At 67.2% G+C, this 20,394-nt stretch carries 23 protein-coding genes and 1 pseudogene; 9 read left to right on the forward strand and 15 right to left on the reverse strand.

The features are described 5' to 3' along the window. Positions 1-55 precede the first annotated feature (55 nt). From D6860_RS04445 to xylB, 7 genes and pseudogenes are all read left to right on the forward strand, one after another. Entirely contained in the window at positions 56-1,375 is a 1,320-nt protein-coding gene (locus D6860_RS04445; protein WP_076624938.1) for an ABC transporter substrate-binding protein, read from the forward strand. Positions 1,376-1,523: 148 nt separating this feature from the next. Further along, on the forward strand, positions 1,524-2,396 hold the full coding sequence (locus tag D6860_RS04450; RefSeq protein WP_076624939.1) for a carbohydrate ABC transporter permease: 873 nt from the start codon (positions 1,524-1,526) through the stop codon (positions 2,394-2,396). A gap of 15 nt (positions 2,397-2,411) precedes the next feature. Next, positions 2,412-3,242, forward strand: coding sequence for a carbohydrate ABC transporter permease (locus tag D6860_RS04455; protein WP_017469602.1), 831 nt, complete (start codon positions 2,412-2,414; stop codon positions 3,240-3,242). 15 nt (positions 3,243-3,257) lie between these two features. Continuing rightward, on the forward strand, positions 3,258-3,668 hold a 411-nt coding region (locus D6860_RS25595; RefSeq protein WP_254681403.1), incomplete at its 3' end, for an ABC transporter ATP-binding protein. 1 nt (position 3,669) lies between these two features. After that, positions 3,670-4,312, forward strand: a pseudogene (locus tag D6860_RS25600) (ABC transporter ATP-binding protein); the annotation flags it as partial. A gap of 147 nt (positions 4,313-4,459) precedes the next feature. Next, a complete protein-coding gene (locus tag D6860_RS04465) occupies positions 4,460-5,926 on the forward strand; it encodes a mannitol dehydrogenase family protein (protein WP_076624941.1) in 1,467 nt (488 codons plus the stop codon). Between the two features lie 7 nt (positions 5,927-5,933). Further along, complete coding sequence (xylB, locus tag D6860_RS04470; protein ID WP_076624942.1) at positions 5,934-7,382, forward strand: xylulokinase; 1,449 nt, start codon at positions 5,934-5,936, stop codon at positions 7,380-7,382. Positions 7,383-7,499: 117 nt separating this feature from the next. Here the strand turns inward: xylB and D6860_RS04475 are convergent, their stop codons facing one another. From D6860_RS04475 to D6860_RS25175, 8 genes are all read right to left on the reverse strand, one after another. Further along, the gene (locus tag D6860_RS04475) at positions 7,500-8,573 is read right to left on the reverse strand and encodes a DUF1513 domain-containing protein (protein WP_076624943.1); all 1,074 of its coding nucleotides are present in this window, start codon (positions 8,571-8,573) and stop codon (positions 7,500-7,502) included. Positions 8,574-8,577: 4 nt separating this feature from the next. Then, entirely contained in the window at positions 8,578-9,561 is a 984-nt protein-coding gene (locus D6860_RS04480; protein WP_076624944.1) for an imelysin family protein, read from the reverse strand. After that, entirely contained in the window at positions 9,561-11,117 is a 1,557-nt protein-coding gene (locus D6860_RS04485) for a di-heme oxidoreductase family protein (RefSeq protein ID WP_083697894.1), read from the reverse strand. The genes D6860_RS04480 and D6860_RS04485 overlap by 1 nt, the downstream gene beginning before the upstream one ends. Beyond that, complete coding sequence (gene bfr / locus D6860_RS04490; RefSeq protein ID WP_076624945.1) at positions 11,077-11,562, reverse strand: bacterioferritin; 486 nt, start codon at positions 11,560-11,562, stop codon at positions 11,077-11,079. Before bfr ends, D6860_RS04485 begins: the two co-directional genes overlap by 41 nt. Next, complete coding sequence (locus D6860_RS04495) at positions 11,546-11,806, reverse strand: (2Fe-2S)-binding protein (RefSeq protein ID WP_017468742.1); 261 nt, start codon at positions 11,804-11,806, stop codon at positions 11,546-11,548. The genes bfr and D6860_RS04495 overlap by 17 nt, the downstream gene beginning before the upstream one ends. A gap of 15 nt (positions 11,807-11,821) precedes the next feature. Beyond that, positions 11,822-13,078: an imelysin family protein gene (locus D6860_RS04500; protein WP_076624946.1), complete on the reverse strand. Its 1,257-nt coding sequence runs from the start codon at positions 13,076-13,078 to the stop codon at positions 11,822-11,824. A gap of 63 nt (positions 13,079-13,141) precedes the next feature. Beyond that, positions 13,142-13,303, reverse strand: a complete 162-nt coding sequence (gene hemP / locus D6860_RS04505; protein WP_017468204.1) for a hemin uptake protein HemP — start codon at positions 13,301-13,303, stop codon at positions 13,142-13,144. Next, positions 13,300-13,449 carry a hypothetical protein gene (locus D6860_RS25175; protein WP_017468203.1) on the reverse strand — a complete coding sequence of 50 codons (150 nt, stop codon included), beginning with the start codon at positions 13,447-13,449 and terminating at the stop codon, positions 13,300-13,302. Before D6860_RS25175 ends, hemP begins: the two co-directional genes overlap by 4 nt. Positions 13,450-13,917: 468 nt before the next feature. Between D6860_RS25175 and D6860_RS04510 the strand changes: the two genes are divergently transcribed. After that, positions 13,918-14,613, forward strand: a complete 696-nt coding sequence (locus D6860_RS04510) for a PRC-barrel domain-containing protein (RefSeq protein ID WP_017468201.1) — start codon at positions 13,918-13,920, stop codon at positions 14,611-14,613. Positions 14,614-14,618: 5 nt separating this feature from the next. On the opposite strand, the gene D6860_RS04515 is transcribed toward D6860_RS04510, so the two are convergent. The 5 genes from D6860_RS04515 to D6860_RS25180 are packed head-to-tail and all read right to left on the reverse strand — an operon-like array spanning position 14,619 to position 18,910. Further along, on the reverse strand, positions 14,619-15,383 hold the full coding sequence (locus tag D6860_RS04515; RefSeq protein WP_076624947.1) for a gamma-glutamyl-gamma-aminobutyrate hydrolase family protein: 765 nt from the start codon (positions 15,381-15,383) through the stop codon (positions 14,619-14,621). Then, entirely contained in the window at positions 15,371-16,348 is a 978-nt protein-coding gene (locus tag D6860_RS04520) for an amidoligase family protein (RefSeq protein ID WP_076624948.1), read from the reverse strand. Before D6860_RS04520 ends, D6860_RS04515 begins: the two co-directional genes overlap by 13 nt. Next, the gene (locus D6860_RS04525) at positions 16,332-18,131 is read right to left on the reverse strand and encodes a sensor histidine kinase (RefSeq protein WP_076624949.1); all 1,800 of its coding nucleotides are present in this window, start codon (positions 18,129-18,131) and stop codon (positions 16,332-16,334) included. The genes D6860_RS04520 and D6860_RS04525 overlap by 17 nt, the downstream gene beginning before the upstream one ends. Positions 18,132-18,188: 57 nt before the next feature. Next, positions 18,189-18,743, reverse strand: coding sequence for an RNA polymerase sigma factor (locus D6860_RS04530; protein WP_017467100.1), 555 nt, complete (start codon positions 18,741-18,743; stop codon positions 18,189-18,191). After that, on the reverse strand, positions 18,740-18,910 hold the full coding sequence (locus D6860_RS25180) for a NepR family anti-sigma factor (RefSeq protein ID WP_017467101.1): 171 nt from the start codon (positions 18,908-18,910) through the stop codon (positions 18,740-18,742). Before D6860_RS25180 ends, D6860_RS04530 begins: the two co-directional genes overlap by 4 nt. A gap of 113 nt (positions 18,911-19,023) precedes the next feature. Here D6860_RS25180 and D6860_RS04535 point away from each other — a divergent pair, with 113 nt between their 5' ends. Further along, positions 19,024-19,824 carry a response regulator gene (locus tag D6860_RS04535; protein WP_017467102.1) on the forward strand — a complete coding sequence of 267 codons (801 nt, stop codon included), beginning with the start codon at positions 19,024-19,026 and terminating at the stop codon, positions 19,822-19,824. 82 nt (positions 19,825-19,906) lie between these two features. On the opposite strand, the gene D6860_RS04540 is transcribed toward D6860_RS04535, so the two are convergent. After that, a complete protein-coding gene (locus tag D6860_RS04540) occupies positions 19,907-20,071 on the reverse strand; it encodes a DUF1328 domain-containing protein (protein WP_017467103.1) in 165 nt (54 codons plus the stop codon). Between the two features lie 49 nt (positions 20,072-20,120). Further along, the gene (locus D6860_RS04545) at positions 20,121-20,303 is read right to left on the reverse strand and encodes a PLDc N-terminal domain-containing protein (RefSeq protein WP_017467104.1); all 183 of its coding nucleotides are present in this window, start codon (positions 20,301-20,303) and stop codon (positions 20,121-20,123) included. Between the last annotated feature and the right edge of the window lie 91 nt (positions 20,304-20,394).

Consider the following 20,394-nt stretch of genomic DNA (forward strand, 5'->3'; position numbering starts at 1 on the left):
CATTTATTCACGGTGCGGGCATATGCTCAATCCGGGAGTTTTGGGAGGACAATCCATGTCTTATACGTTCCGCGCCCTGATGGGCGCGTGCGCCGTCAGTGCGCTTGCCACCGCCGCGCTGGCCGAAACCACGATCACCGTGGCCACCGTCAACAACGGCGACATGATCCGCATGCAGGGCATGATGGAGGACTTCAACGCCCAGCATCCCGACATCAAGGTCGAGTGGGTGACCCTGGAAGAGAACGTGCTGCGCCAGCGCGTGACCCAGGACGTGGCGACCGGCGGCGGGCAGTTCGACGTGATGACCATCGGCAACTACGAGGTTCCGATCTGGGGCGAGCGCGGCTGGCTCATGCCGCTCGAAGACCTGTCGGACGACTACGCGGTCGACGACCTGATCCCCTCGATCCGCGAGGCGCTCTCGGTCGACGGCACGCTCTACGCGCTGCCTTTCTACGGTGAATCCGCCTTCGTGATGTATCGCACCGACCTCGCCGAGAAGGCCGGCATCGAGATCCCCGAAGAGCCGACCTGGGCCCAGATCAAGGACGCCGCCGCCAAGATGACCGACAAGGATGCCGGCATCTACGGCATCTGCCTTCGCGGCAAGCCCGGCTGGGGCGAGAACATGGCCTTCATCTCGGCCATGGCAAACAGCTACGGCGCGCGCTGGTTCGACATGGACTGGCAGCCCGAGTTCGACAGCGAGCCGTGGCAGGCCGCGTTCAAGGACTACCTCGACCTGATGACCAACTACGGTCCTCCGGGCGCGTCCTCGAACGGTTTCAACGAGAACCTCTCGCTGTTCCAGCAGGGCAAGTGCGGCATGTGGATCGACGCCACCGTCGCCGCGGGCTTCGTCACCGACCCCGAGGAATCGACCGTCGCCGACAACGTGGGCTACGCGGTGTTCCCGAACAAGGAAGGCGTGGACAACCACGGCAACTGGCTCTGGTCGTGGAACCTCGGCATCCCCGAGTCGACCGACGCGCCGGAAGCCGCCAAGGCCTTCGTGACCTGGGCCACCTCGAAGGAGTACACCCAGCTCGTCGCCGAAAAGCAGGGCTGGCGCGCAGCGCCTCCGGGCACCCGCAGCTCGCTCTACGAGAACGAGACCTACCTCGAGGAAGCGCCCTTCGCGACGTTGACCAAGCAGACCATGGACGCCGCCACCCCCGAGAAGCCCTCGGTGCAGGAAGTGCCCTACGTCGGTGCGCAGTTCGTCTCGATCCCGGAATTCCAGGGCATCGGCACGGCGGTCGGCCAGCAGTTCTCGGCGGCGCTTGCCGGGCAGATGGATGCCGAGCAGGCCCTGACCAACGCACAACAACTCACCGAACGTGAGATGATGAAGGCCGGCTACATCAAGTAACCGCGCCTCGACCTTGCACGGGCCGCGGGGACCTCCCCGGCCCGTGCCCTTTCCGACCGGAGCCGTGCCTGCGCCCCGCGTCGCGCCCCGCGCGACCGCGCCGTCCGGCCTCACGCTCCGCGAACCCCACCTTGCCGAGAGACCTGCCATGGCCACCCAGCATTCCCGCGCCGCAGCAAGGCTGATGATCTCGCCCGCCGTGCTTCTCCTGCTCGGCTGGATGCTCATCCCGCTCGCGATGACGATCTACTTCTCCTTCCTGCGCTACAACCTGTTGATGCCGGGAATGGAGGAATTCACCGGCTGGACGAACTACCGCTTCTTCCTGACCGACCCGGCCTTCTTCTCGGCCCTGACCAACACGCTGCTTCTCGTCGGGGGCGTCCTGCTCATCACGGTGATCGGCGGCACGCTGCTGGCGCTGCTGCTCGACCAGCCCTTCTGGGGACAGGGGATCGTGCGGATCATGGTGATCGCGCCGTTCTTCGTGATGCCCACCGTCTCGGCGCTGGTCTGGAAGAACATGTTCATGAACCCGGTGAACGGGCTCTTCGGGCATCTCTTCAACGCGCTCGGCATCCCGCCCTTCGACTTCCTCAGCCAGGCGCCGCTTGCCTCGATCATCTTCATCGTCAGCTGGCAGTGGCTGCCCTTCGCGACGCTGATCCTGCTCACCGCGCTGCAGTCGCTCGACCAGGAGCAGCTCGAGGCGGCCGAAATGGACGGCGCCGGCGCCCTGTCGCGCTTCTACCACATCATGGTGCCGCACCTGTCGCGCGCCATCACCGTGGTGATCCTGATCCAGACGATCTTCCTGCTGTCGATCTTCGCCGAGATCCTCGTGACCACCAACGGCGGCCCGGGCACGGCCTCCACCAACCTCACCTACCTCATCTACATGCAGTCGCTGCTGCAGTTCGATGTGGGCGGTGGCTCCGCCGGCGGCGTCGTCGCCATCATTCTCGCCAACATCGTCGCGATCTTCCTGATGCGGATGATCGGCAAGAACCTCGACGCGTAAGGGAGGGAAAACACCATGGCCCGCGCCGTCAGCAACCGCCGCAAGACCATCGTGACCATCGCCGCATGGATCATCGGTTTCGCGATCTTCTTCCCGATCCTGTGGATCATCATCCTGTCCTTCAAGTCCGAGGGCAACGCCATCAAGACACCGATCGAGGTGCTCACCTCGCAGTGGACCCTCGACAGCTACGCCACCGTGCAGGAGCGGTCGAACTACCTGCGCCACTTCTGGAACTCGGTGATCCTGTCGGTGGGCTCCACGGTGATCGGCCTGATCATCGCCGTCCCCGCCGCCTGGGCCATGGCCTTCGTGCCGGGCAAGCGCACCAAGGACGTGCTGATGTGGATGCTCTCCACCAAGATGCTGCCACCCGTGGGCGTTCTGGTGCCGATCTACCTGATCTTCCGCAACCTCGGGCTGCTCGACACCCGCATCGGCCTGGTGATCGTGCTGACGCTCATCAACCTGCCGATCATCATCTGGATGCTCTACACCTACTTCCGCGAGATCCCGGGCGAGATCCTCGAGGCCGCGCGGATGGACGGCGCCAACCTGCGCAACGAGATCATCTACGTGCTCACGCCGATGGCCGTGCCGGGCATCGCCTCCACGCTGCTGCTGAACATCATCCTCGCCTGGAACGAGGCGTTCTGGACGCTCAACCTGACCGCCGCCAAAGCCGCGCCGCTCACCGCGTTCATCGCCTCCTACTCCAGCCCCGAGGGACTGTTCTACGCAAAGCTGTCGGCGGCCTCGACCATGGCCATCGCGCCGATCCTCATCATGGGCTGGTTCAGCCAGAAACAACTCGTCCGCGGCCTGACCTTCGGCGCGGTGAAATAAGAAGGACCACGGAACATGGGACGCATTACGCTTGACCAGGTGACCAAGAGCTTCGGCGACGTCAACGTCATCCCACCGCTCGACCTGACCATCGACGACGGCGAGTTCGTGGTCTTCGTCGGCCCCTCGGGCTGCGGCAAGTCCACCCTGCTGCGCCTGATCGCGGGGCTCGAGGATGTCAGCTCCGGCCAGATCCGCATCGACGGCGAGGACGCCACCAACATGGCCCCGGCGCAACGCGGGCTGGCGATGGTCTTCCAGAGCTACGCGCTCTACCCGCACATGTCGGTGCGCAAGAACATCGCCTTCCCGATGAAGATGGCCGGCGTGCCCGAGGACGAGCAGAAGCGCCGCATCGACAGTGCGGCGGCGGCGCTGAACCTCACCGACTACCTCGAACGGCGTCCGGGCCAGCTCTCGGGCGGCNGAACCTCACCGACTACCTCGAACGGCGTCCGGGCCAGCTCTCGGGCGGCCAGCGCCAGCGGGTCGCCATCGGCCGCGCCATCGTGCGCGAGCCCTCGGCCTTCCTCTTCGACGAACCGCTGTCGAACCTCGACGCGGCGCTGCGGGTAGGCATGCGGCTCGAGATCATGGAGCTGCACAAGCGGCTCGACACCACGATGATCTACGTCACCCACGACCAGGTCGAGGCGATGACCATGGCCGACAAGATCGTGGTGCTGCGCGCCGGCAACATCGAGCAGGTGGGCTCGCCGCTCGAGCTCTACCGCGCGCCCCGCAACGAGTTCGTCGCGGGCTTCATCGGCAGCCCCAAGATGAACCTTCTCAAGGGCGAGGTCGCGCGCACCTACAACGCCAGCACCATCGGCGTCCGGCCCGAGCACATCGCCGTGTCGACCTCCGAAGGGCTCTGGCACGGCACCGTGGGCGTGGCCGAGCATCTCGGCTCCGACACCTTCATCCACGTCCACGAGCACGGCATGGGCTCCGAGCCGCTCACCGTGCGTGTCGACGGCGAGCTGCCGGTGAAACACGGCGACCGGATCTTCATGACCCCGGACCAGGACAAGATGCACCGCTTCGACGAGCAGGGCCTGCGCAAGTAACCACGCGGCCCCTCGCGACACACCATCCGGACAGGCCCCTGCCGCGGGCCGTCCGATCACAGGACGCCCCGACGGGGCAGAAGCATCGTCGCCCATCGCGGCAACGTGGACGGCGGTCAGTGACAGAGCTGACGGAGGCGAAACTAGATGAAACTGGTCAACGAAACCCTGGGCGATCTCGACAAGCGCGTCGCCCTGCCCGGCTACGACCGCAAGAGCCTGTCGCACGGCATCGTGCACGTGGGGCTCGGCAACTTCCACCGCGCCCACCAGGCGGTGTACCTCGACGATCTCTTCGGCAAGGGGCTCGACCATGACTGGGCGATCACCGGTGCCGGCGTCCGCGCACCCGACGCGAAGATGCGCGAGCTGCTGCTGGCGCAGGATTGCCTGTCCACGGTGATCGAGATGTCGCCCTCCGGAGAGAGCCCCCGCATCACCGGCGCGATGATCGACTACGTCGAGATCGACGAGACCAACGGACCGCTCATCGCCAAGATGACCGACCCCGCCACCCGCATCGTCTCGCTCACCGTGACCGAGGGCGGCTACTACGTCGATCCCACCACCGAGACCTTCGATCCCTCGCATCCCGACATCGCCGCCGACGGCAAGACCCCCGATGCGCCGCGGACCGTCTTCGGCGCCATCGTCGCGGCCCTCAAGGCGCGCCGGGCCGCCGGCACCCCGCCCTTCACGGTGATGAGCTGCGACAACATCCCCGGCAACGGCGATGTCACCCGCGACGCGGTTGTCGGCACCGCGCGGCTCTCGGACGCCGAGCTCGCCGGCTGGATCACCGAAAACGTCGCCTTCCCCAACTCGATGGTCGACCGCATCACCCCCGCCACCGGCGATGCCGAACGCGCGCTCGCCGCGACATACGGTCTCGACGATCCGGTCCCGGTCACCTGCGAACCGTTCCGCCAGTGGGTGCTCGAGGACAACTTCCCGCAGGGCCGCCCGCGGCTCGAGGAGGTCGGCGTCACCTTCACCGATCACGTGCACGACTACGAGCGCATGAAGATCCGCATCCTGAACGGCGGCCATGCGATCATCGCCTATTCCGGCGCCCTGCTCGGCTGCCTGCTGGCGGACCAGGCGATGGCCCACCCGCTGGTGCACGCCTACTTCCGCAAGGTCGAGGAACAGGAGGTGCTGCCGCATGTCACGCCAGTGCCCGAGTTCACGCCCGGGGCCTACCTCGAGCTGATCGACAGCCGCTTCTCGAACCCGGCAGTCAAGGACACCACGCGGCGGCTCTGCCTCGACGGCTCGAACCGTCAGCCCAAGTTCATCGTCCCCTCGATCCAGGACGGTCTGCGCGTCGGCACGCCCGTCGACGGTCTGGCGCTCGAGTCGGCGCTCTGGTGCCGCTACTGCGCCGGCACGCTCGAGGACGGCAGCGCCATCGCGCCCAACGATCCCGACTGGGACCGCCTCGTCGCGCTCTCGGCCGAGGCAAAGGACCGTCCGCAGGCCTGGCTCGAGCAGCGCACGGTCTACGGCGCGCTCGCGTCGAACGACGCCTTCGCCGCCCGCTTCGCCACCTGGCTCGACCGGCTGTGGACGGATGGCACCGCCAAAACCCTCGAAACCTACCTCGCGGACTGAGACGACCATGAGCTTCCTCGGCCTCGACCTCGGCACCTCCGGCCTGCGCGCCCTGCTCACCGACGAAGGGGGCACGCCCCTCGCCTCGGCCGAGCGTCACTACGAGGCGTCGCACCCGCGGTCCGGCTGGTCCGAGCAGGATCCGGCCGACTGGATCGCGGCGCTCGAGGGCGCGGTCGAGGAACTGCGTGCCCACCCCTCCTGGGCGGGGCTTAGGGGCATCGGCGTCGCCGGGCACATGCACGGTGCCGTCACGCTCGACGCGGACGACAGGGTCATCCGCCCCTGCATCCTGTGGAACGACACCCGCAGCCACGCCGAGGCCGCCCGTCTCGACACGATCCCCGGGGTGCGCGCGCTGTCGGGCAACATCGTGTTCCCGGGCTTCACCGCTCCTAAACTGCTGTGGATGCAGGCGCATGAACCCGAGGCCTTCGCCCGGGTGGCACGTGTGCTGCTGCCCGCGGCCTACCTCAACCTCTACCTGACCGGCGATCACGTGGCGGACATGTCCGACAGCGCCGGCACCAGCTGGCTCGACACCGGCGCCCGCGACTGGTCCGACCGGCTGCTCGAGGCCGGCAACATGCGCCGCGACCAGATGCCCCGGCTGGTCGAGGGCTGCGCGCCCGCCGGCATCCTGCGCGAAGATCTGGCTCGGCAGTGGGGCGTCGGGCCGGGTGCGGCGGTGGCGGGCGGCGCCGGGGACAACGCCGCCGCCGCCTGCGGCACCGGGGTGCTCTCCGAGGGACAGGGCTTCGTGTCCCTCGGTACCTCCGGCGTGCTGCTCGCCGCCCGCGACGGCTACCGCCCGTCGCCGGACACTGCACTGCACAGCTTCTGCCACGCGGTCCCCGGCACCTGGTACCAGATGGGCGTCATGCTGAGCTGCACCGACAGCCTCAACTGGCTCGCCCGGATCACCGGCGCCCGCCCCGCCGAGCTCACCGCCGCGCTCGGCGACTGCCTCACCGCGCCCGGCCGGGTCCGCTTCCTGCCCTATCTTTCCGGCGAGCGCACGCCGCACAACGACGCCGACATCCGCGGCGCCTTCACCGGCATCGGCGCCGAGACCACCCGCGAGGATCTCACCCGCGCGGTGCTCGAGGGCGTGAGCTTCGGCCTGCGCGACAGCGCCGAGGCGCTGCGCTCGGTGGGCGCCCGCCCGGCCCAGCTGCTCGCCATCGGCGGCGGCAGCGGCTCGCGCTACTGGCTGCGCCTGCTCGCCACGGTGCTCGACACGCCGCTGCACCTGCCAAAGGCCGGCGAGTTCGGCGCCGCCCTCGGGGCCGCGCGCCTCGGGCGCATCGCGGCCACCGGCGAGTCCCCGGCCGAGGTGATGACACCGCCCGCCACCGGCGAGGTCGTCGAACCCGTCAGCGCGCTGGTCCCGGCTTTCGACACCGCCTACCGGCGCTTCGGACCCGCCTACCGCGGCATCCGCGCCATCCAGTAGCCGGGACCTGCCGCCAATCGCGGCACGCCCGCCCCTTCTTCTCTTTCCCAAATACCCTCGGGGTGAATGCGGCGCAGCCGCAGAGGGGCAGCGCCCCTCAGCACCACCCGGCCAGCCTCACACGCCGATGGGCACCATGTGGTTATCCCAGGACGCATCCGCCCGGCGCAGCGGCGTGGCACCCTTCGGCCCCACCACCAGCAGCCCGCCGAGCCCGTCGCTCGCCATGTAGCCCTCCGGGTGACGTGCCAGCCCGCAGACGTCGGCCCGCGACACCGACCCGAGAAACGCGCCCCCCTCCGAGAACCGATGCACCCGACCGCCGCGCGGCGAGGTGATGGCGATCTCGCGTCCGTCGCCCGAGAAGGACACGCTGCCCGCGTAGCCGTCCATCGCCAACTCGTCCCCGAGCGGCGCCTGGCAGATCACCAGCTCTTCGCCCATCCGGTGCAGCGCCAGCAGCGGCGGCGCCATGCCCTGCTCGCCCTCCCACTGCATCGCGAAGCCGACGAGCCCGTCGTCGCGCAGCGCGAGGTGGCGGATCGAGTTCTGGTGGAAGTCCGGCAGGTCGTGGCTCTCAAGAAGGCTGCCGTCGAGCGCGGTGTAGACAAGGTTCGGCCGCATCACGTCGATGTTGAGCTTGCTGCGGTCGTGCACGTCGGTCTGGATGCCGCCGTTGGCGATCACCAGCGTCTCGTGGTCGGGCATGACGCGGATGTCGTGCGGGCCGACGCCATGGCTGGCGAACTCGCCGATGCGGGCATAATTCGCCTCCGTGTCCCAGAGCCCGATGAAGCCCTCGCTGTCGTCGACCCGCTGCTCGACCGTGTACAGCAGCTTGCCGTCTGGCGAGAACGTGCCGTGGCCGTTGAACACCCGGTCGGCGGGCGGAGTGAGCTGGTGAAGCAACGCGCCATCTCGGCAGTCGACGACCAGCGCGTAGGTGCCCGGGCGGCGGGCGAAGCCGACCGCCTCGGCGCGCGAGGGATGCGCCGCGCCGGCATGGCCGCGCGCCGGCAGCGGCACACGGAAGGCCTCGGAGCCGTCCGCCCGCAGACCGGCGAGGAAATAGCCCCCGTCCGGCCCCTTCGCGGCAGCAAGATAGGCGGGGTCGCCCACCGCGGCCCAGCCCACCGCGGGGGTGGCGCTGGCAGCGAGCAGGCTTGCGAGAAAGGCGCGGCGCGTCGTCATGCGATCAGTCTCCGTCCTGTGAATTGAACCCGGCGGTCAGGCCGAGCGGCACCCCGAGTTCCTGCTCGATGGCCTGGCTCAGCGACCGCACGTGCTGCTGCACGATCTCGACAAGCAGCCGCGCGGACGGGTCCTCGATGTCCTGGAAACCCGGGTCCGAGAAGTTGTCGGCGACGTCGTGCAGCCGCTCGAGCGCGGCGTCGGTCTCGGGCATGTCCCGGTCGGCGAGTGTCCGGGCGAGCGCCGCGGCGGCGTCGGAATAGAGCAGCACGTTGCGCAGCGACCGCTCGGACAGCGCCGCCTCTGCCCGCGTCGGGCGCGGCCGCTCGAAGGTCCCGAGCGGCCGGCCGAGGCGGCTGTCGGCGGTGAACTCGAGGCTCGAAAGCGCCTGCGTGTAGAGCGCCCGCAGCGCCTCGTCCTCGGAGAGATAGGTGGCGTTGCCCTCGCTTCCGGCGCTGCGCAGCACCTCGGCGAACGTCTCGCGCCAGTCCCGCTCGAGGCTGTCCGCCTGGTTGGCGAGATCCGCGGCCATCGTCCGCACCAGCGTGCAGGCATAACTGCCCCCGGCGTAGTCCGAGAACGCCGGGTCGTAGAGCATCCGCTCCAGCGCGAAGAGCCCGCGCGCGGCGATCGAGACGTCGGCATAGGCGGCAGGATCGGTGCCGACCTCTTCCTCGCCGTCGATCAGCCGCGACAGGGTCTTGGGCGTGAACCCCCGCGCATCGGGCCAGAAGACCACCGACAGCGCGCCGGTCTCGGAGGGGCCCATGCGCACGTCGCCGATCTCGGTCCAGGCGTCGAAGGCGGTGTTCCACGGCGCCTTGAGCGCGTCGGCGGTGCAGTCGTCGCCGGCGGCGGACGAAAGCGTCTCGGCGGCCTCTGAGAAGTCGGCGTAGCCCGGCAGGATGTGGTCGGTCAGCGCTGCGTCCACGCCGGCAAGGGCGGGGCTGGCGGCAAGGCCGGTGCAGAACAGGAGGATATGTCGCATCAGAGGCTTTCCAGGTATCGGATCAGGGCGGCACGGTCGGCGGGCGCCATCGAGATCACGGCATCGCGGTGCGGCTGCGCTTCCCCCCCGTGCCAGAGGATCGCTTCGAGAAGCGACCGCGCGCGGCCATCGTGCAGAAAGGTGGTATGCCCCGAGACCCCGGCGGTCAAGCCGACGCCCCAGAGCGGCGGCGTGCGCCATTCCCGGCCCGTGGCGCGGCCTTCGGGCCTGTGGTCCGCGAGCCCCTCGCCCATGTCGTGCAGCAGGAGGTCGGTAAACGGCCAGATGAGCTGGAAGCTGCGCTCGGGCTCGCCCTCGAGCCGCGCGGTGACATGCTTGGGCACATGGCAGTCGGCGCAGCCGGTCTCGTGAAACACCCGCTTGCCGTGCAGCACCTGCGGGTCGCCCACGTCGCGCCGCGCCGGCACCCCGAGGTTGGCGGTGTAATAGGCCACCGTGTCGAAGGCCTCGGCGGAAATCTCGAAGCCATCGGCATCGGCGCCATGCGGCGCGGCGCGACAGTGCGCCTGCGCCGCGCTGCAATCGCCCCAGAGGTCCGGGTGCAGCGGCGTCGCGATGCCGATATCGCCCGAGAAGGCGGCGGCGGTCTGCTCGCGCACCGTGGCCTCCCCGGCCTTCCATCCGAAGCGGCCGAGCATCGCGCGGTCGTGCTCGCGCGACCAGGCCAGCGCGGCCCGCCCCGAGATGCCGTCGCCGTCGGCGTCCTCGGGATCGACGAGCGCGAGAATTTCGGCGGACGGGATCGCCTCGAGCAATCCGAGCCCGATCATCTGCGGCGCCACGCGCGGGCTCAGCATCGCGCCTTCGGCAAGCGGGCCATAGGCAAGGTCGGCAGCGGTGTAGGTCGGCCTGCGCAGGCTCGCGGTCTCACCGCCCGAGAGCGCGACGGGGATCTCCTCGTAGTCGATCTGCAGGCGATATTCCGCGGGGTGCCCGACGGTGGCGAAATCCTGCAACTGGCCCCCGTAGACCGGGTCTGGCGCGGTGGCGATCCAGTCGGTGATCTCGGGCATGTGGGCACCCGGCGCGGCGGGGACCGAGACCCGCAGGAACATCGACACGGCGCTGTCGTCGGGCCCGTCGGGCGCATGACCGCGCCCGTCGCGGATGTGGCAGGACTGGCAGCTGCGCGCGTTGTAGAGAGGCCCGAGCCCGTCGGAGGCGCGGGTCGACGACGGCGAAGAGGTCCATAGCTTCTGGAAGAGCGCATCGCCAAGCGTGAAGTCCATTCGCCGCGCCTCTGGCACGGTTGCCGCCGGCTGGGCAAAGGCCTGCGCGTCGCGGCGCGCGGGCACGGTGGCGGCACCGGCGGGGCGTGCCTCGAACCGCTCGGGCACCGAGAAATCCTCGGGCGGCGCGGTCACCGCGTCGATGCGGGCAAGCTCGGCGGCGGTGCGGGGAATGACGGAAAGATGGGGGTCGGCCAAGGCATCCAGGGGAGTCTCGGCCGCTAGAGCTGCGCCGCCCCACAGAAGGGCGGCGCAGAGCAGAGACCTACTCGGCCTCGGACATGGGCGTCGCGTTGATGACTGCATAGCGTTCGTCGCCGACCCGTTCGTAGAGTTCCAGCTGGGTCTCGAGAAAGTCGATATGGCCTTCCTCGTCGGCCATGAGTTCCTCGAAGAGGTTCTTGGTGACGTAGTCGCCTACGCTCTCGCAGTGTTCGCGGGCTTCCTTGTAGAGCGCCCGAGCTTCCCGCTCGGCGGCTAGATCGGCTTCCAGCGTTTCCTTCGGCTCCTGCCCGATGCGGAGCGGATCGAGCTTCTGCAGGTTCGGGTGACCGCCCAGGAAGATGATCCGCTGGATCAGCTTGTCCGCGTGGTGCATTTCCTCGATGCTTTCCTCGCGGCTCTTCTTGGCCATGTGACCAAGGCCCCAGTCTTCCTGCAGACGATAGTGCAGCCAGTACTGGCTTACCGCGGTCAGCTCCGACCGCAGTGCCTTGTTGAGATATTCGATGACCTTATCGTCGCCCTTCATTGCGCCTCTCCTGTGTTGATCCGCGCTGCCTCAGCCCGCGGAGTTCCATGGGTACTTCCAGATTGTCGTTCGCGCGCATGGTTTGCAAGAAAAGCGGCATGCAGCCACCGCAATCGGCCGCTTTTCCGAGGGCATGATAGATCTTGCCGGGGGTGATGATCGTCTGCGGGTCCGCCTGTCGCATCCAGTCGATGGCGGCGTGAATATCCTTGTCGCTGATGCCCTGGCACTGGCAGACGATCATCTTCGTTTCTCCGTCTTACTGGAAGACCGCGTTCGGATCGTCGAGGCTGTCCGACCCCTCGATCTCGACGTTCTCGAGGTCCAGCGCGCCGACGACGCGCTCGATGGTGCGGGTCTGGTCGATGAGCGCATCGACGGCGCCCATGATGAGCTCTTCACCACGTTCGTCACCGAAGCCGAGCATCTGGTCATAGGCGAAACCGTCCTCAGCTGCCGACTTGATGGCGCCAAGCCGCTCCATCGTGGTCTCGAGCTTCGAAGTCATCTCTGCGTCGAGGCTCTCGTCGGTCTCGGCCACGAGATCCGACAGCGACGGGCCTTCGACGACGCTGCCGTCGACCCGGGTGTATTCCCCGAGGTAGACGTTCTGGATGCCCTTTCCGTCGTAGAAATGCGAGTTGTGCGTGTTGTCCGAGAAGCAGTCATGCTCTTCCTCGGGATCGTTCAGCATCAGGCCGAGCCGCATCCGCTCGCCCGCCTGCTCGCCGTAGGACAGCGAGCCCATGCCGGTCAGCATCGCGGTGATGCCGGCGTCCTCGTCGGCCATGACCGCCTCGCGCGCGGCGCCGCCCTCGCCCCAGGCCTCGGCCATTTCCTCGAGATCCGAGATCAGCAGATCGGTCGCTGCGTCGAGATAGGACGCGCGCCGGTCGCAGTTGCCGCCGGTGCAGTCGTCGCCGGTCACGTAATCGGTGTAGGGCCGTTCGCCCGCGCCGGCATCGGTGCCGTTCAGGTCCTGCCCCCAGAGCAGGAACTCGATGGCATGATAGCCACGCGCGACGTTGGTCTCGATCCCGTCAGCCATGTCGAGCGTGTCGGCGATCAGCTCGGGGGTGATTTCCGAGGCGTCGATCTCCTGGCCACCGATGGTGATCTGCGGGTTCGCGATGACGTTGAGGTCGGCGTAGTCGTTTTCCGCGCTGACCATGTAGTCGTCGGAGACATAATCCATGAGCCCTTCGTCGAGCGGCCAGGCGTTCACCTTGCCTTCCCAGTCATCGACGATCGGGTTGCCGAAGCGGTAGGCCTCGGTCTGCTGGTAGGGCACCCGCGCCGCGACCCATGCCTCGCGCGCCGCCTGCAGCGTCTCTTCCGAGGGCTCGGCGATCAGCGCATCGACGGCCTCGCGAAGCGCCTTCGCGGTGGTCAGGCTGTCGGTGTAGCCGGCTTCCGCGATGTCGGCGTAGGTGTCGAGCACCTGCGACTTCTCGGTCGCGGCAAAGGCAGGAGCGGCAAGCAGCAGCCCCAGTGCGGTGGCGGTGGCGAATTTCATGGTGTCTCCTCGTCGGCAGAATGTCGGCTGGATGCGTTCTTGTTCATTGGCGGCGCGTGCCGCTCATTTCGTCAGGATCAGCTTTCCGGCCTTGGTGATGCGCAGGGTGTAGACCTGCCCGTCGAGCTCGATCTCGGCGATGTTGCCGCCATCGGTCAGCGACCGTGCGACATGCCGCGGGATGGCCGGAAGGGCCGAGACGGCATCAAGCCTGCGCTCCATCATCGCGCTGTCCTCCCCGCTTCGAGCCGGTCGAGAAGTGTCTCGACATGCGCCTCGACGGGCCAGAGCCCTCCGAGCACCATCTGCATCAGGTCGTCGCGGGCTCCGCTCCGTTCGACAGGCCCGGCATCGCTGGAATCATGGATCATCGTCAGCCTCCTTGATCGGTCTCTCATCGGGCTGCCCGGCACATGCGCAGGGTGGCTGGATCTCGATAAGGCATAACTGACCAAAAGAATCGGGAAAGTCAACCTGACAAAAGAAGTCATCTTTTTTTTGAGCCCGCAGAAAGTCGAGCCTGACCGGATGCTTGACGGTTCATCGTGCAGGAAACTGGCGGAACCGTGCATGTGCAACGGTCCCGCCTGTTATTGTTGTTGGGGTCGGCCTTGTCTAAAGGCTCATCGAGGGCCCTGGTCGCGGTCCCTCACGCTGGTCAGCGCGAATATGAGAACCGCGATGACCGTTAGAGCTGCCAAACCCGCAACGAAGATATCGTTGGTCATGGCTGTCTCCTGTCGATGTTCACCACCCAACCAGCCAAGGCCGATCTGGTTCCCGGAACCGAATGGCACGTCGGCGGGTTTTTTCCTACAATTGTAACATTGGGGGATCAGATGCTTCAGAGCCTGGCCAAGATGCTCACGTGGGACGCGCGCACCGGGGATGGCACCGCCGCGCTGACCGACATCCTTTTCGATCCCGAGGCGCGTCGGATGACCTATTTCGCGCTCGCGCCGGACGGGCCGCACACCCAGCAGATCCTTGCCCGCGCTTCGCTGCTCGGCGCGCTTGCCCCCGGAGACCGGGCGTTCGAGCTGCACGCAACAACGGATGACCTCGCGCAGGCGCCGCACTGGGAGGGCGATCACGCCGATCTCGACCCGCTGCTGACGGCCATGCCGCCGCTGGTGATCGGGCCGTTCGGCGCGACGCACGCGCCGCTGGCGCTCGCAAGCTCCATGTTCGGCGAGGATCACGACAAGAACGCGACCGAGCCCGTCGATCCGCGTACCGAGGAAGTGCTCGACCGTTACACCCGCCTCACGCGCTGGCTCGGTCGGCCGGTGTTTTCCCGCGACGCCGAGCTGGGCCGCATGAGCGACCTGCTCGCCGACCCGGCGCGCAACAGCATCGAGTATATCGTGGTGGAGAACGCCGGGTTGTTCAGCCGCAAGCGGCACGCCCTGCCCTTCACGAGCTTCGCCCACCGTGCTCCCGGCGCAAAGGGCGGGCACATCGTGCTCGACCTGACCGAGGTCGACTACGAGAACGCGCCCTCGCCCGAGGACTTGCTCGACCCCGGGGCCTGAGCCGCCTAGCGGTTCGGGCCCGAATGCTCCGAGGGGGGCTGCTGCCACAGGCTGCCCTGCTCGCGGGCCTCTTCCTCGGCCGCCGAGAGCTGCGCGGCGTTGCCGCGACCGGCACGGGCCGCCGCCACGAGCGAGCGAAACAGCCGCCGGTGGGCGCGGCGATAGATGAGGTGCTCGGGGTGCCATTGCACCCCCAGCGCGAACGGATCGCTCATCCGCTCGACCGCCTGGATCATGCCGCCCTCGTCGCGGGCCGCCACCTGCAGCCCCTCGCCGAGCCGATCCACCGCCTGGCTATGCAGCGCATTCACGTAAAGGCATTCGGCCCGCGCGGACCGGGCGAGCAGCGTATCGGTGCCGATCTGCACCCTCTTGCGCGGCAGCACGGTGCGGTAGTGTCGGGAGTCGTAGACCTCGTAGGCGTCCTGGTGAAGCGTCCCGCCGAGGACCACGTTCAGCATCTGAGAGCCCCGGCAGATCCCGAGGATCGGCAGACGTCGTTCGAAGGCGCTGCGCAGCACCCCCTGCTCGAGCTCGTCGCGGGCGGTATCCAGACGCACGCCGACACGCAGCTCTCCGCCGTAGAGGGTCGGAGCGATGTCGTCGCCGCCTCCGATCACCACGCCGTCGACCGCGTCGAGATCGACCTTGCGCAGCCCGGCCTGCCAGCGGATCGCACGCCCTCCGGCAAGCCACACGGCCAGCGCCATCAGAGGAAAAACGCGCCAGCCGGACCTGCGCGACACGGTCACGCCGATCAGTGGTCGCAAAGGCCTGCCCCCTTCAGGACGTCGGAAACGCGCTCGCTCCAGTCCGTGCGGATAGAGGTCAGCGACCCGCGGTGATCGCGCCACATTTCCTTGAGCCGCTTGAGCAGCGCTCGGTCGGCAGCAACCTGCTCGACCAGCACCCAGCGGTTCCATTCCTTCGCGAGCGACCAGTCGGCTTCGTCGATGCGGCAATCGGGCAGACGCCAGTGATAGGTCGGGCGTGACTGGATCTGCTCCATGTCCATCTCGCGCGCGACGCGGTCGTGGTCGATCTCGGCAAAGATGCACAGCATGTCGAGCCCGTGGTTCCGGGACGGCGCGAGCTCTAGGTAGGTGTCCATGAGCTCGGTCATGTTGCTCGGCGGGTTCGCAGAGGCCAGCCGGTCGACAAGGCTGCGCGGATAGGGGTCGACCCAGGGCAGCAGACGCCGGGACAGGTCGATGCCGGCGATCCGCCGCAGGTGATCCTCGAGCAGCGCATAGGCGGTGAGCACCGGCGCGATGTCGGAGAACTTGAGCGACACGACCTCGGGATTGAAGTGCACGCCGAAGCCAAGAAGCACGCCGTGACGGGTGCCCGTGGCACCGGCATCGGCGAGCGCCTGCAATGCCCGGTCGAGCGCGGGGATCTGCACCACCTCGATCGGATCGCTGACGATCTCGAGCGGCACGACACTGCGCGCAAGCTCGCGCAGATGCTTGCCCAGCCCCTCGCTGTCGAGCTTCTGGAGCGGGCGACTGTCGAGATAGCACTCGAAATCGCCGAGCTCGGTGCCCGTCACGTTCCAGAACCCCGGGCGGTCCTGCTCGGCGGAGCCGCCGAGGCACGTCGCGAGGACGCGCGCGGCGTGTTCCTCGTCGAGGCCGGAGAACTCGATCTCGATGCCGACATGCCGGGGCTCGCCCGCGGCGGTCCGAGGGGTCGGCAGCGGCTTGAGCGCGGGCGGGTTAGAAGTCAGGGACATTCGGCACCTCTGTGGGAACGGTTTCGTCGGGCTCGAAATCGGTGAGCTGGAAATGGACGTGAACGACATACTCGCCGTCTTCTCGCCCCTGCTCCAGCCGCCCGCCAAGTTGCGTCGCGAATGCCTGGATCAGCCGCGCCCCGAGCCCGGCCGGTTCGACTTCCAGATCCTCGTCATCGCTGGTGCGTCCCTCGGGACCCGCCGAGTTGCGGATCTCGAGCACGGCGTTGCCCTGGCCGTCATGCCGGAAGCTCACCATGACCCGGGCCTGCGCGTCGCCATCGGGCGCGGCGCCGTATTTCAGCGCGTTTGTCAGGGCCTCGGCGGTCAGCAGCGACAGCGGGACCGCCTGGTCGGGCACCACTTCGATATCGGCAAGGTCGCGCTCGACCTGCACCGCGCGACCGCTGATCTCGATCATCTGGGTCATCTGCTGCACGAGGTCGGTCAGCAGCACGCCGGCGTTCACGTGCCCGAGATCCTCGGTCTGGTAGAGGTTGCGGTGGATCGTGGCGAGGCTGCGGATGCGATCCTGCAGCCGGTGCAGCACGAAGCGGGTCTCGCGCTCGCGCGACTGCCGGATCTGCATGTTCATGATCGAGGAGATGAGCTGCAGGTTGTTCTTGACCCGGTGGTGCACCTCCTTGAGCAGGATTGTCTTCTCGCGCAGCGCGTTCTCCTGCTGCGCCTCGTCGCGCAGGATCCCGTCGGCCATGTCGAGGAAATCGTCCTCCATGTCCGCGAGTTCCGCCGGCATCACCAGCGTGCTGCGATGCTCGGGGATGCGCCGGGTGCGGGCAAAGGTCCGCATCCGCCGCGACAGCCGCTTGATGTGCCGGATCACCAGTCGGTTCACCGCAAGGAATGCGACGATGACCGACGCGGCCCACATCAGCAGTGGCAGCGCCTTGGCGACATTGCTCACCGTGATGGCCTCCGCCTCGGCGTTGTCGTGGTTCCAGACACCGAGCGCGTGCACCATGCCCGGCACGAGCGGGGCGGCGGCATAGACCCGGGTTTCACCATCGGCGCTGCGCGCGGCAAAGCTTTGCGCGCCGCCGCCGATCAGGCTGCGCAGTTCGAGATCCGCCGGAAGAAGATCGGCGACGTCATCGAGGCCCGCGCGCGAAGACAGCACCTCGCCGCGGTTGTTGAAGAAGACGATGTCGCGGAAATCCTCGGGCGCTTGCGGCGACTGGGCATTCCGGCCCTCGTCACGCGGCAGGAGCGCCGAGGGCACCGACAGGAGCATGTAGCCCGCCAGTTCGCCGTCGGTGAAGAAGGGCTCGCCGACGACGATCACCGAACGGTTGCTGAGCGGGCCTTCGCGGTTGAGGTAGGCAACCGACCGCGGCTCTTCGAGCAGCCCGCTGAGATGTTGGAAATCGGCAATGTCGAGCTCTTCGCCCCGCGAGGTGCAGGGAAGCCGGCCATCGGCCGTCAGCACGGTCACGAAGGAATAGCCCGGGGACGTCTCGAGATAGGTGGCAAGCCGTCGCCCGCAGGCCTCGGTATCGCCGGTTTCGAGCAGCGCCTGCCCCACGGTAGCGCCAAGCGCCTGCGCGCTGCCGAGCGCACGCAGGATCGTTTCCCGCTCGCCAAGGGCCGCGGCTTCGGTCAGCGCAACAAGCGAAAGCTGCGACCGGAGACGTGTCTCCTGTTGCAGCTTCGCCGTCTGAAAATACGCAACGACACCGATCGGAACCAGCGCGAGCGTGAGGAACAGGATCATGCGCGCCGCGAGCCCCATCGGGCGCAGGCGCGATCCGTCTGCGTGGGTCATGCCAGAATGTTCGCTTCCCCTATTCTGCTCCCGAGGGCGCAGCCAGCGCCCTTCGGCTTACCGGGCGGCCGGACGTCCGCCGGAAACCACGGCCATTGTCGCCTGGTCCGTCATCTCGAGCCCCTCTTCACCCTCGAGGTGCAGGAGTTCGGACAATCTTGCACGCGCGCGGTTCACGCGGCTCTTGATCGTGCCGACCGCGACCCCGCAGGTCTCGGCAGCGTCTTCGTAGGAGAAACCCTGCGCGCCGACAAGGATCAACGCTTCGCGCTGTTCGTCGGTCAGCTTTACGAAGGCGCGACGGAAATCGGCCATCTGCAGACGCCCGTCGTGCGCCGGCTTCTCGGACAGGCTCTCGGTGAAGATACCCTCGGCATCCGACACCTCGCGCCCCGCCTTGCGGCGGTTCGAGTAGTAGGTGTTGCGCAGAATGGTGAAGAGCCAGGCACGCATGTTCGTGCCCTTCTCGAACGTGTTGATCTTGGACCACGCCTTGACCAGCGTGTCCTGAACCATGTCGTCGGCCACCGCGCCGTTGCGCGTCAGCGAGAGCGCGAAAGCTCGCAGCGCCGGCAGGTGTTCGACGATTTCGTCGCGGGGATCATCGCTCATTTCGCCTCTCCGCCGGACGAGTCGTCCTGATCGTCTTGCGCCCGTAGCTGGGCGATCAGGTCGAGGAACCGATCTGGAACCTTTTCGTCAAGCATGTCTTCGTAAACCCGCTTCAGGTTCTCGTCGATCGCCTCTGACCCATTCTCTTTTCTCCGCGTGTGACCCATCTTGTTCCTTGCTCTTTTTTCTGCCGCGCCCGAACATTATTTTCCCGTTGTCAGGAACCAATGCGGCATCTGAACGTTTGGTTCCCGAAAAAATCGAAAAAAGGACGTTTGATATGACAACGGGTGACCTGAGTCAGGCCATTGGAGCAGCGCTTCCGTATCTTCGGCGTTATGCACGCGCTCTGACGGGCAGTCAGACCACCGGCGACAATTATGCCGCCGCAACGCTGGAGGCCATTCTCGCCGATCGCAGCACCGCGGCGGAGTCGAGTTCCGCGAAGGTCGGCCTCTTCCGCGTCTTCCACGGTATCTGGATCACCACCGGCGCGCCGGTCGTCGACGAAGGCACGGGCGCGCTCGCCAAGGCGCAGGCACGGCTTTCGAAACTCACCACCAACAGCCGCGAGGCCCTGCTGCTGCACACGATCGAGGACTTCACCCTCGACGAAGTATCCGAGATCATGCAGATCGAACACAGCGAAGCGCAACAGCTCGTGAGCCTTGCCCGCCAGGAAATGGCCGACGCCGTCTCGGGCCGCGTGCTCATCATCGAGGACGAAGCCATCATCGCGATGGACCTCGAAAGCATCGTTGCCGACCTCGGCCACCGCGTTACCGGTGTCGCACGTACTCGCGACGCTGCTATCGACCTCGCCAAGAAGGAAAAGCCGGATCTCATCCTTGCCGACATCCAGCTTGCCGACAACTCCTCGGGCATCGACGCGGTGAACGACATCCTCGGAGAACTCGGCGACCGTCCGGTGATCTTCATCACTGCCTTCCCCGAGCGTCTTCTTACCGGCGAACGACCGGAACCCGCCTTCCTGATCTCGAAGCCCTACTCCGAAGAGCAGGTGAGTTCGGCGGTGAGCCAGGCAATGTTCTTCTCGTCCACCGAGACCCTCAAAGCCTGAGGAATTTCGCCTTCTTGCGCACCCCCTTACCGGGGTCTGAAAGCCGCGGCCTTTTCAGGCTGCGGCTTCTGTCGTTCCAGCGTCACGCCTTGCGCACGAGCCGCATGACGATCGCGACCACGAACAGCACGAGGAAGATGAAGAACAGGATCTGTGCGATCCCGGCCGATGCCGAGGCGATCCCGCCGAAGCCGAAGACCGCTGCGACGATGGCGACAACGAAGAAGAGAATGGCCCAGTAAAGCATTGCTATGTCCTCCGATGGGGCCGGCCCGGGAGGGGCCGGCATGAATGCGTCAGGCGGGTGACCGCGCGGATTTCGGCCCTGCGATGAGCCAGATGATGAAGCCAAGGACCGGCAGGATAAGGATGAGCAGCACCCAGAGCACCTTGGACCCGGTGCTTGCGCCGGAGCTGAGGATCGACACGATGGCCCAGATGTCGAGCACGAGAACGATGAAACCGAGAATGAACTCCATTGCGAAGTCTCCTTAACTGCGCGGAAGACATGACGTCAGCGTGCGGTGGCCTGACGCCCCCGCCGGGAGCGCTGTCCGCGCACCCGCCTGT

The organism is Salipiger sp. D13 (assembly GCF_003703915.1).
Classification (GTDB): domain Bacteria; phylum Pseudomonadota; class Alphaproteobacteria; order Rhodobacterales; family Rhodobacteraceae; genus Salipiger; species Salipiger profundus.

Bases quoted from the DNA above. Each gene is read 5' to 3' on its own strand.
- D6860_RS04445 (WP_076624938.1), top strand. From the start codon at position 56: ATGTCTTATACGTTCCGCGCCCTGATGGGCGCGTGCGCCGTCAGTGCG.
- D6860_RS04450 (WP_076624939.1), top strand. From the start codon at position 1,524: ATGGCCACCCAGCATTCCCGCGCCGCAGCAAGGCTGATGATCTCGCCC.
- D6860_RS04455 (WP_017469602.1), top strand. From the start codon at position 2,412: ATGGCCCGCGCCGTCAGCAACCGCCGCAAGACCATCGTGACCATCGCC.
- D6860_RS04465 (WP_076624941.1), top strand. From the start codon at position 4,460: ATGAAACTGGTCAACGAAACCCTGGGCGATCTCGACAAGCGCGTCGCC.
- xylB (WP_076624942.1), top strand. From the start codon at position 5,934: ATGAGCTTCCTCGGCCTCGACCTCGGCACCTCCGGCCTGCGCGCCCTG.
- D6860_RS04475 (WP_076624943.1), bottom strand. From the start codon at position 8,573: ATGACGACGCGCCGCGCCTTTCTCGCAAGCCTGCTCGCTGCCAGCGCC.
- D6860_RS04480 (WP_076624944.1), bottom strand. From the start codon at position 9,561: ATGCGACATATCCTCCTGTTCTGCACCGGCCTTGCCGCCAGCCCCGCC.
- D6860_RS04485 (WP_083697894.1), bottom strand. From the start codon at position 11,117: ATGCAGTCATCAACGCGACGCCCATGTCCGAGGCCGAGTAGGTCTCTG.
- bfr (WP_076624945.1), bottom strand. From the start codon at position 11,562: ATGAAGGGCGACGATAAGGTCATCGAATATCTCAACAAGGCACTGCGG.
- D6860_RS04495 (WP_017468742.1), bottom strand. From the start codon at position 11,806: ATGATCGTCTGCCAGTGCCAGGGCATCAGCGACAAGGATATTCACGCC.
- D6860_RS04500 (WP_076624946.1), bottom strand. From the start codon at position 13,078: ATGAAATTCGCCACCGCCACCGCACTGGGGCTGCTGCTTGCCGCTCCT.
- hemP (WP_017468204.1), bottom strand. From the start codon at position 13,303: ATGATGGAGCGCAGGCTTGATGCCGTCTCGGCCCTTCCGGCCATCCCG.
- D6860_RS25175 (WP_017468203.1), bottom strand. From the start codon at position 13,449: ATGATCCATGATTCCAGCGATGCCGGGCCTGTCGAACGGAGCGGAGCC.
- D6860_RS04510 (WP_017468201.1), top strand. From the start codon at position 13,918: ATGCTTCAGAGCCTGGCCAAGATGCTCACGTGGGACGCGCGCACCGGG.
- D6860_RS04520 (WP_076624948.1), bottom strand. From the start codon at position 16,348: ATGTCCCTGACTTCTAACCCGCCCGCGCTCAAGCCGCTGCCGACCCCT.
- D6860_RS04525 (WP_076624949.1), bottom strand. From the start codon at position 18,131: ATGACCCACGCAGACGGATCGCGCCTGCGCCCGATGGGGCTCGCGGCG.
- D6860_RS04530 (WP_017467100.1), bottom strand. From the start codon at position 18,743: ATGAGCGATGATCCCCGCGACGAAATCGTCGAACACCTGCCGGCGCTG.
- D6860_RS25180 (WP_017467101.1), bottom strand. From the start codon at position 18,910: ATGGGTCACACGCGGAGAAAAGAGAATGGGTCAGAGGCGATCGACGAG.
- D6860_RS04535 (WP_017467102.1), top strand. From the start codon at position 19,024: ATGACAACGGGTGACCTGAGTCAGGCCATTGGAGCAGCGCTTCCGTAT.
- D6860_RS04540 (WP_017467103.1), bottom strand. From the start codon at position 20,071: ATGCTTTACTGGGCCATTCTCTTCTTCGTTGTCGCCATCGTCGCAGCG.
- D6860_RS04545 (WP_017467104.1), bottom strand. From the start codon at position 20,303: ATGGAGTTCATTCTCGGTTTCATCGTTCTCGTGCTCGACATCTGGGCC.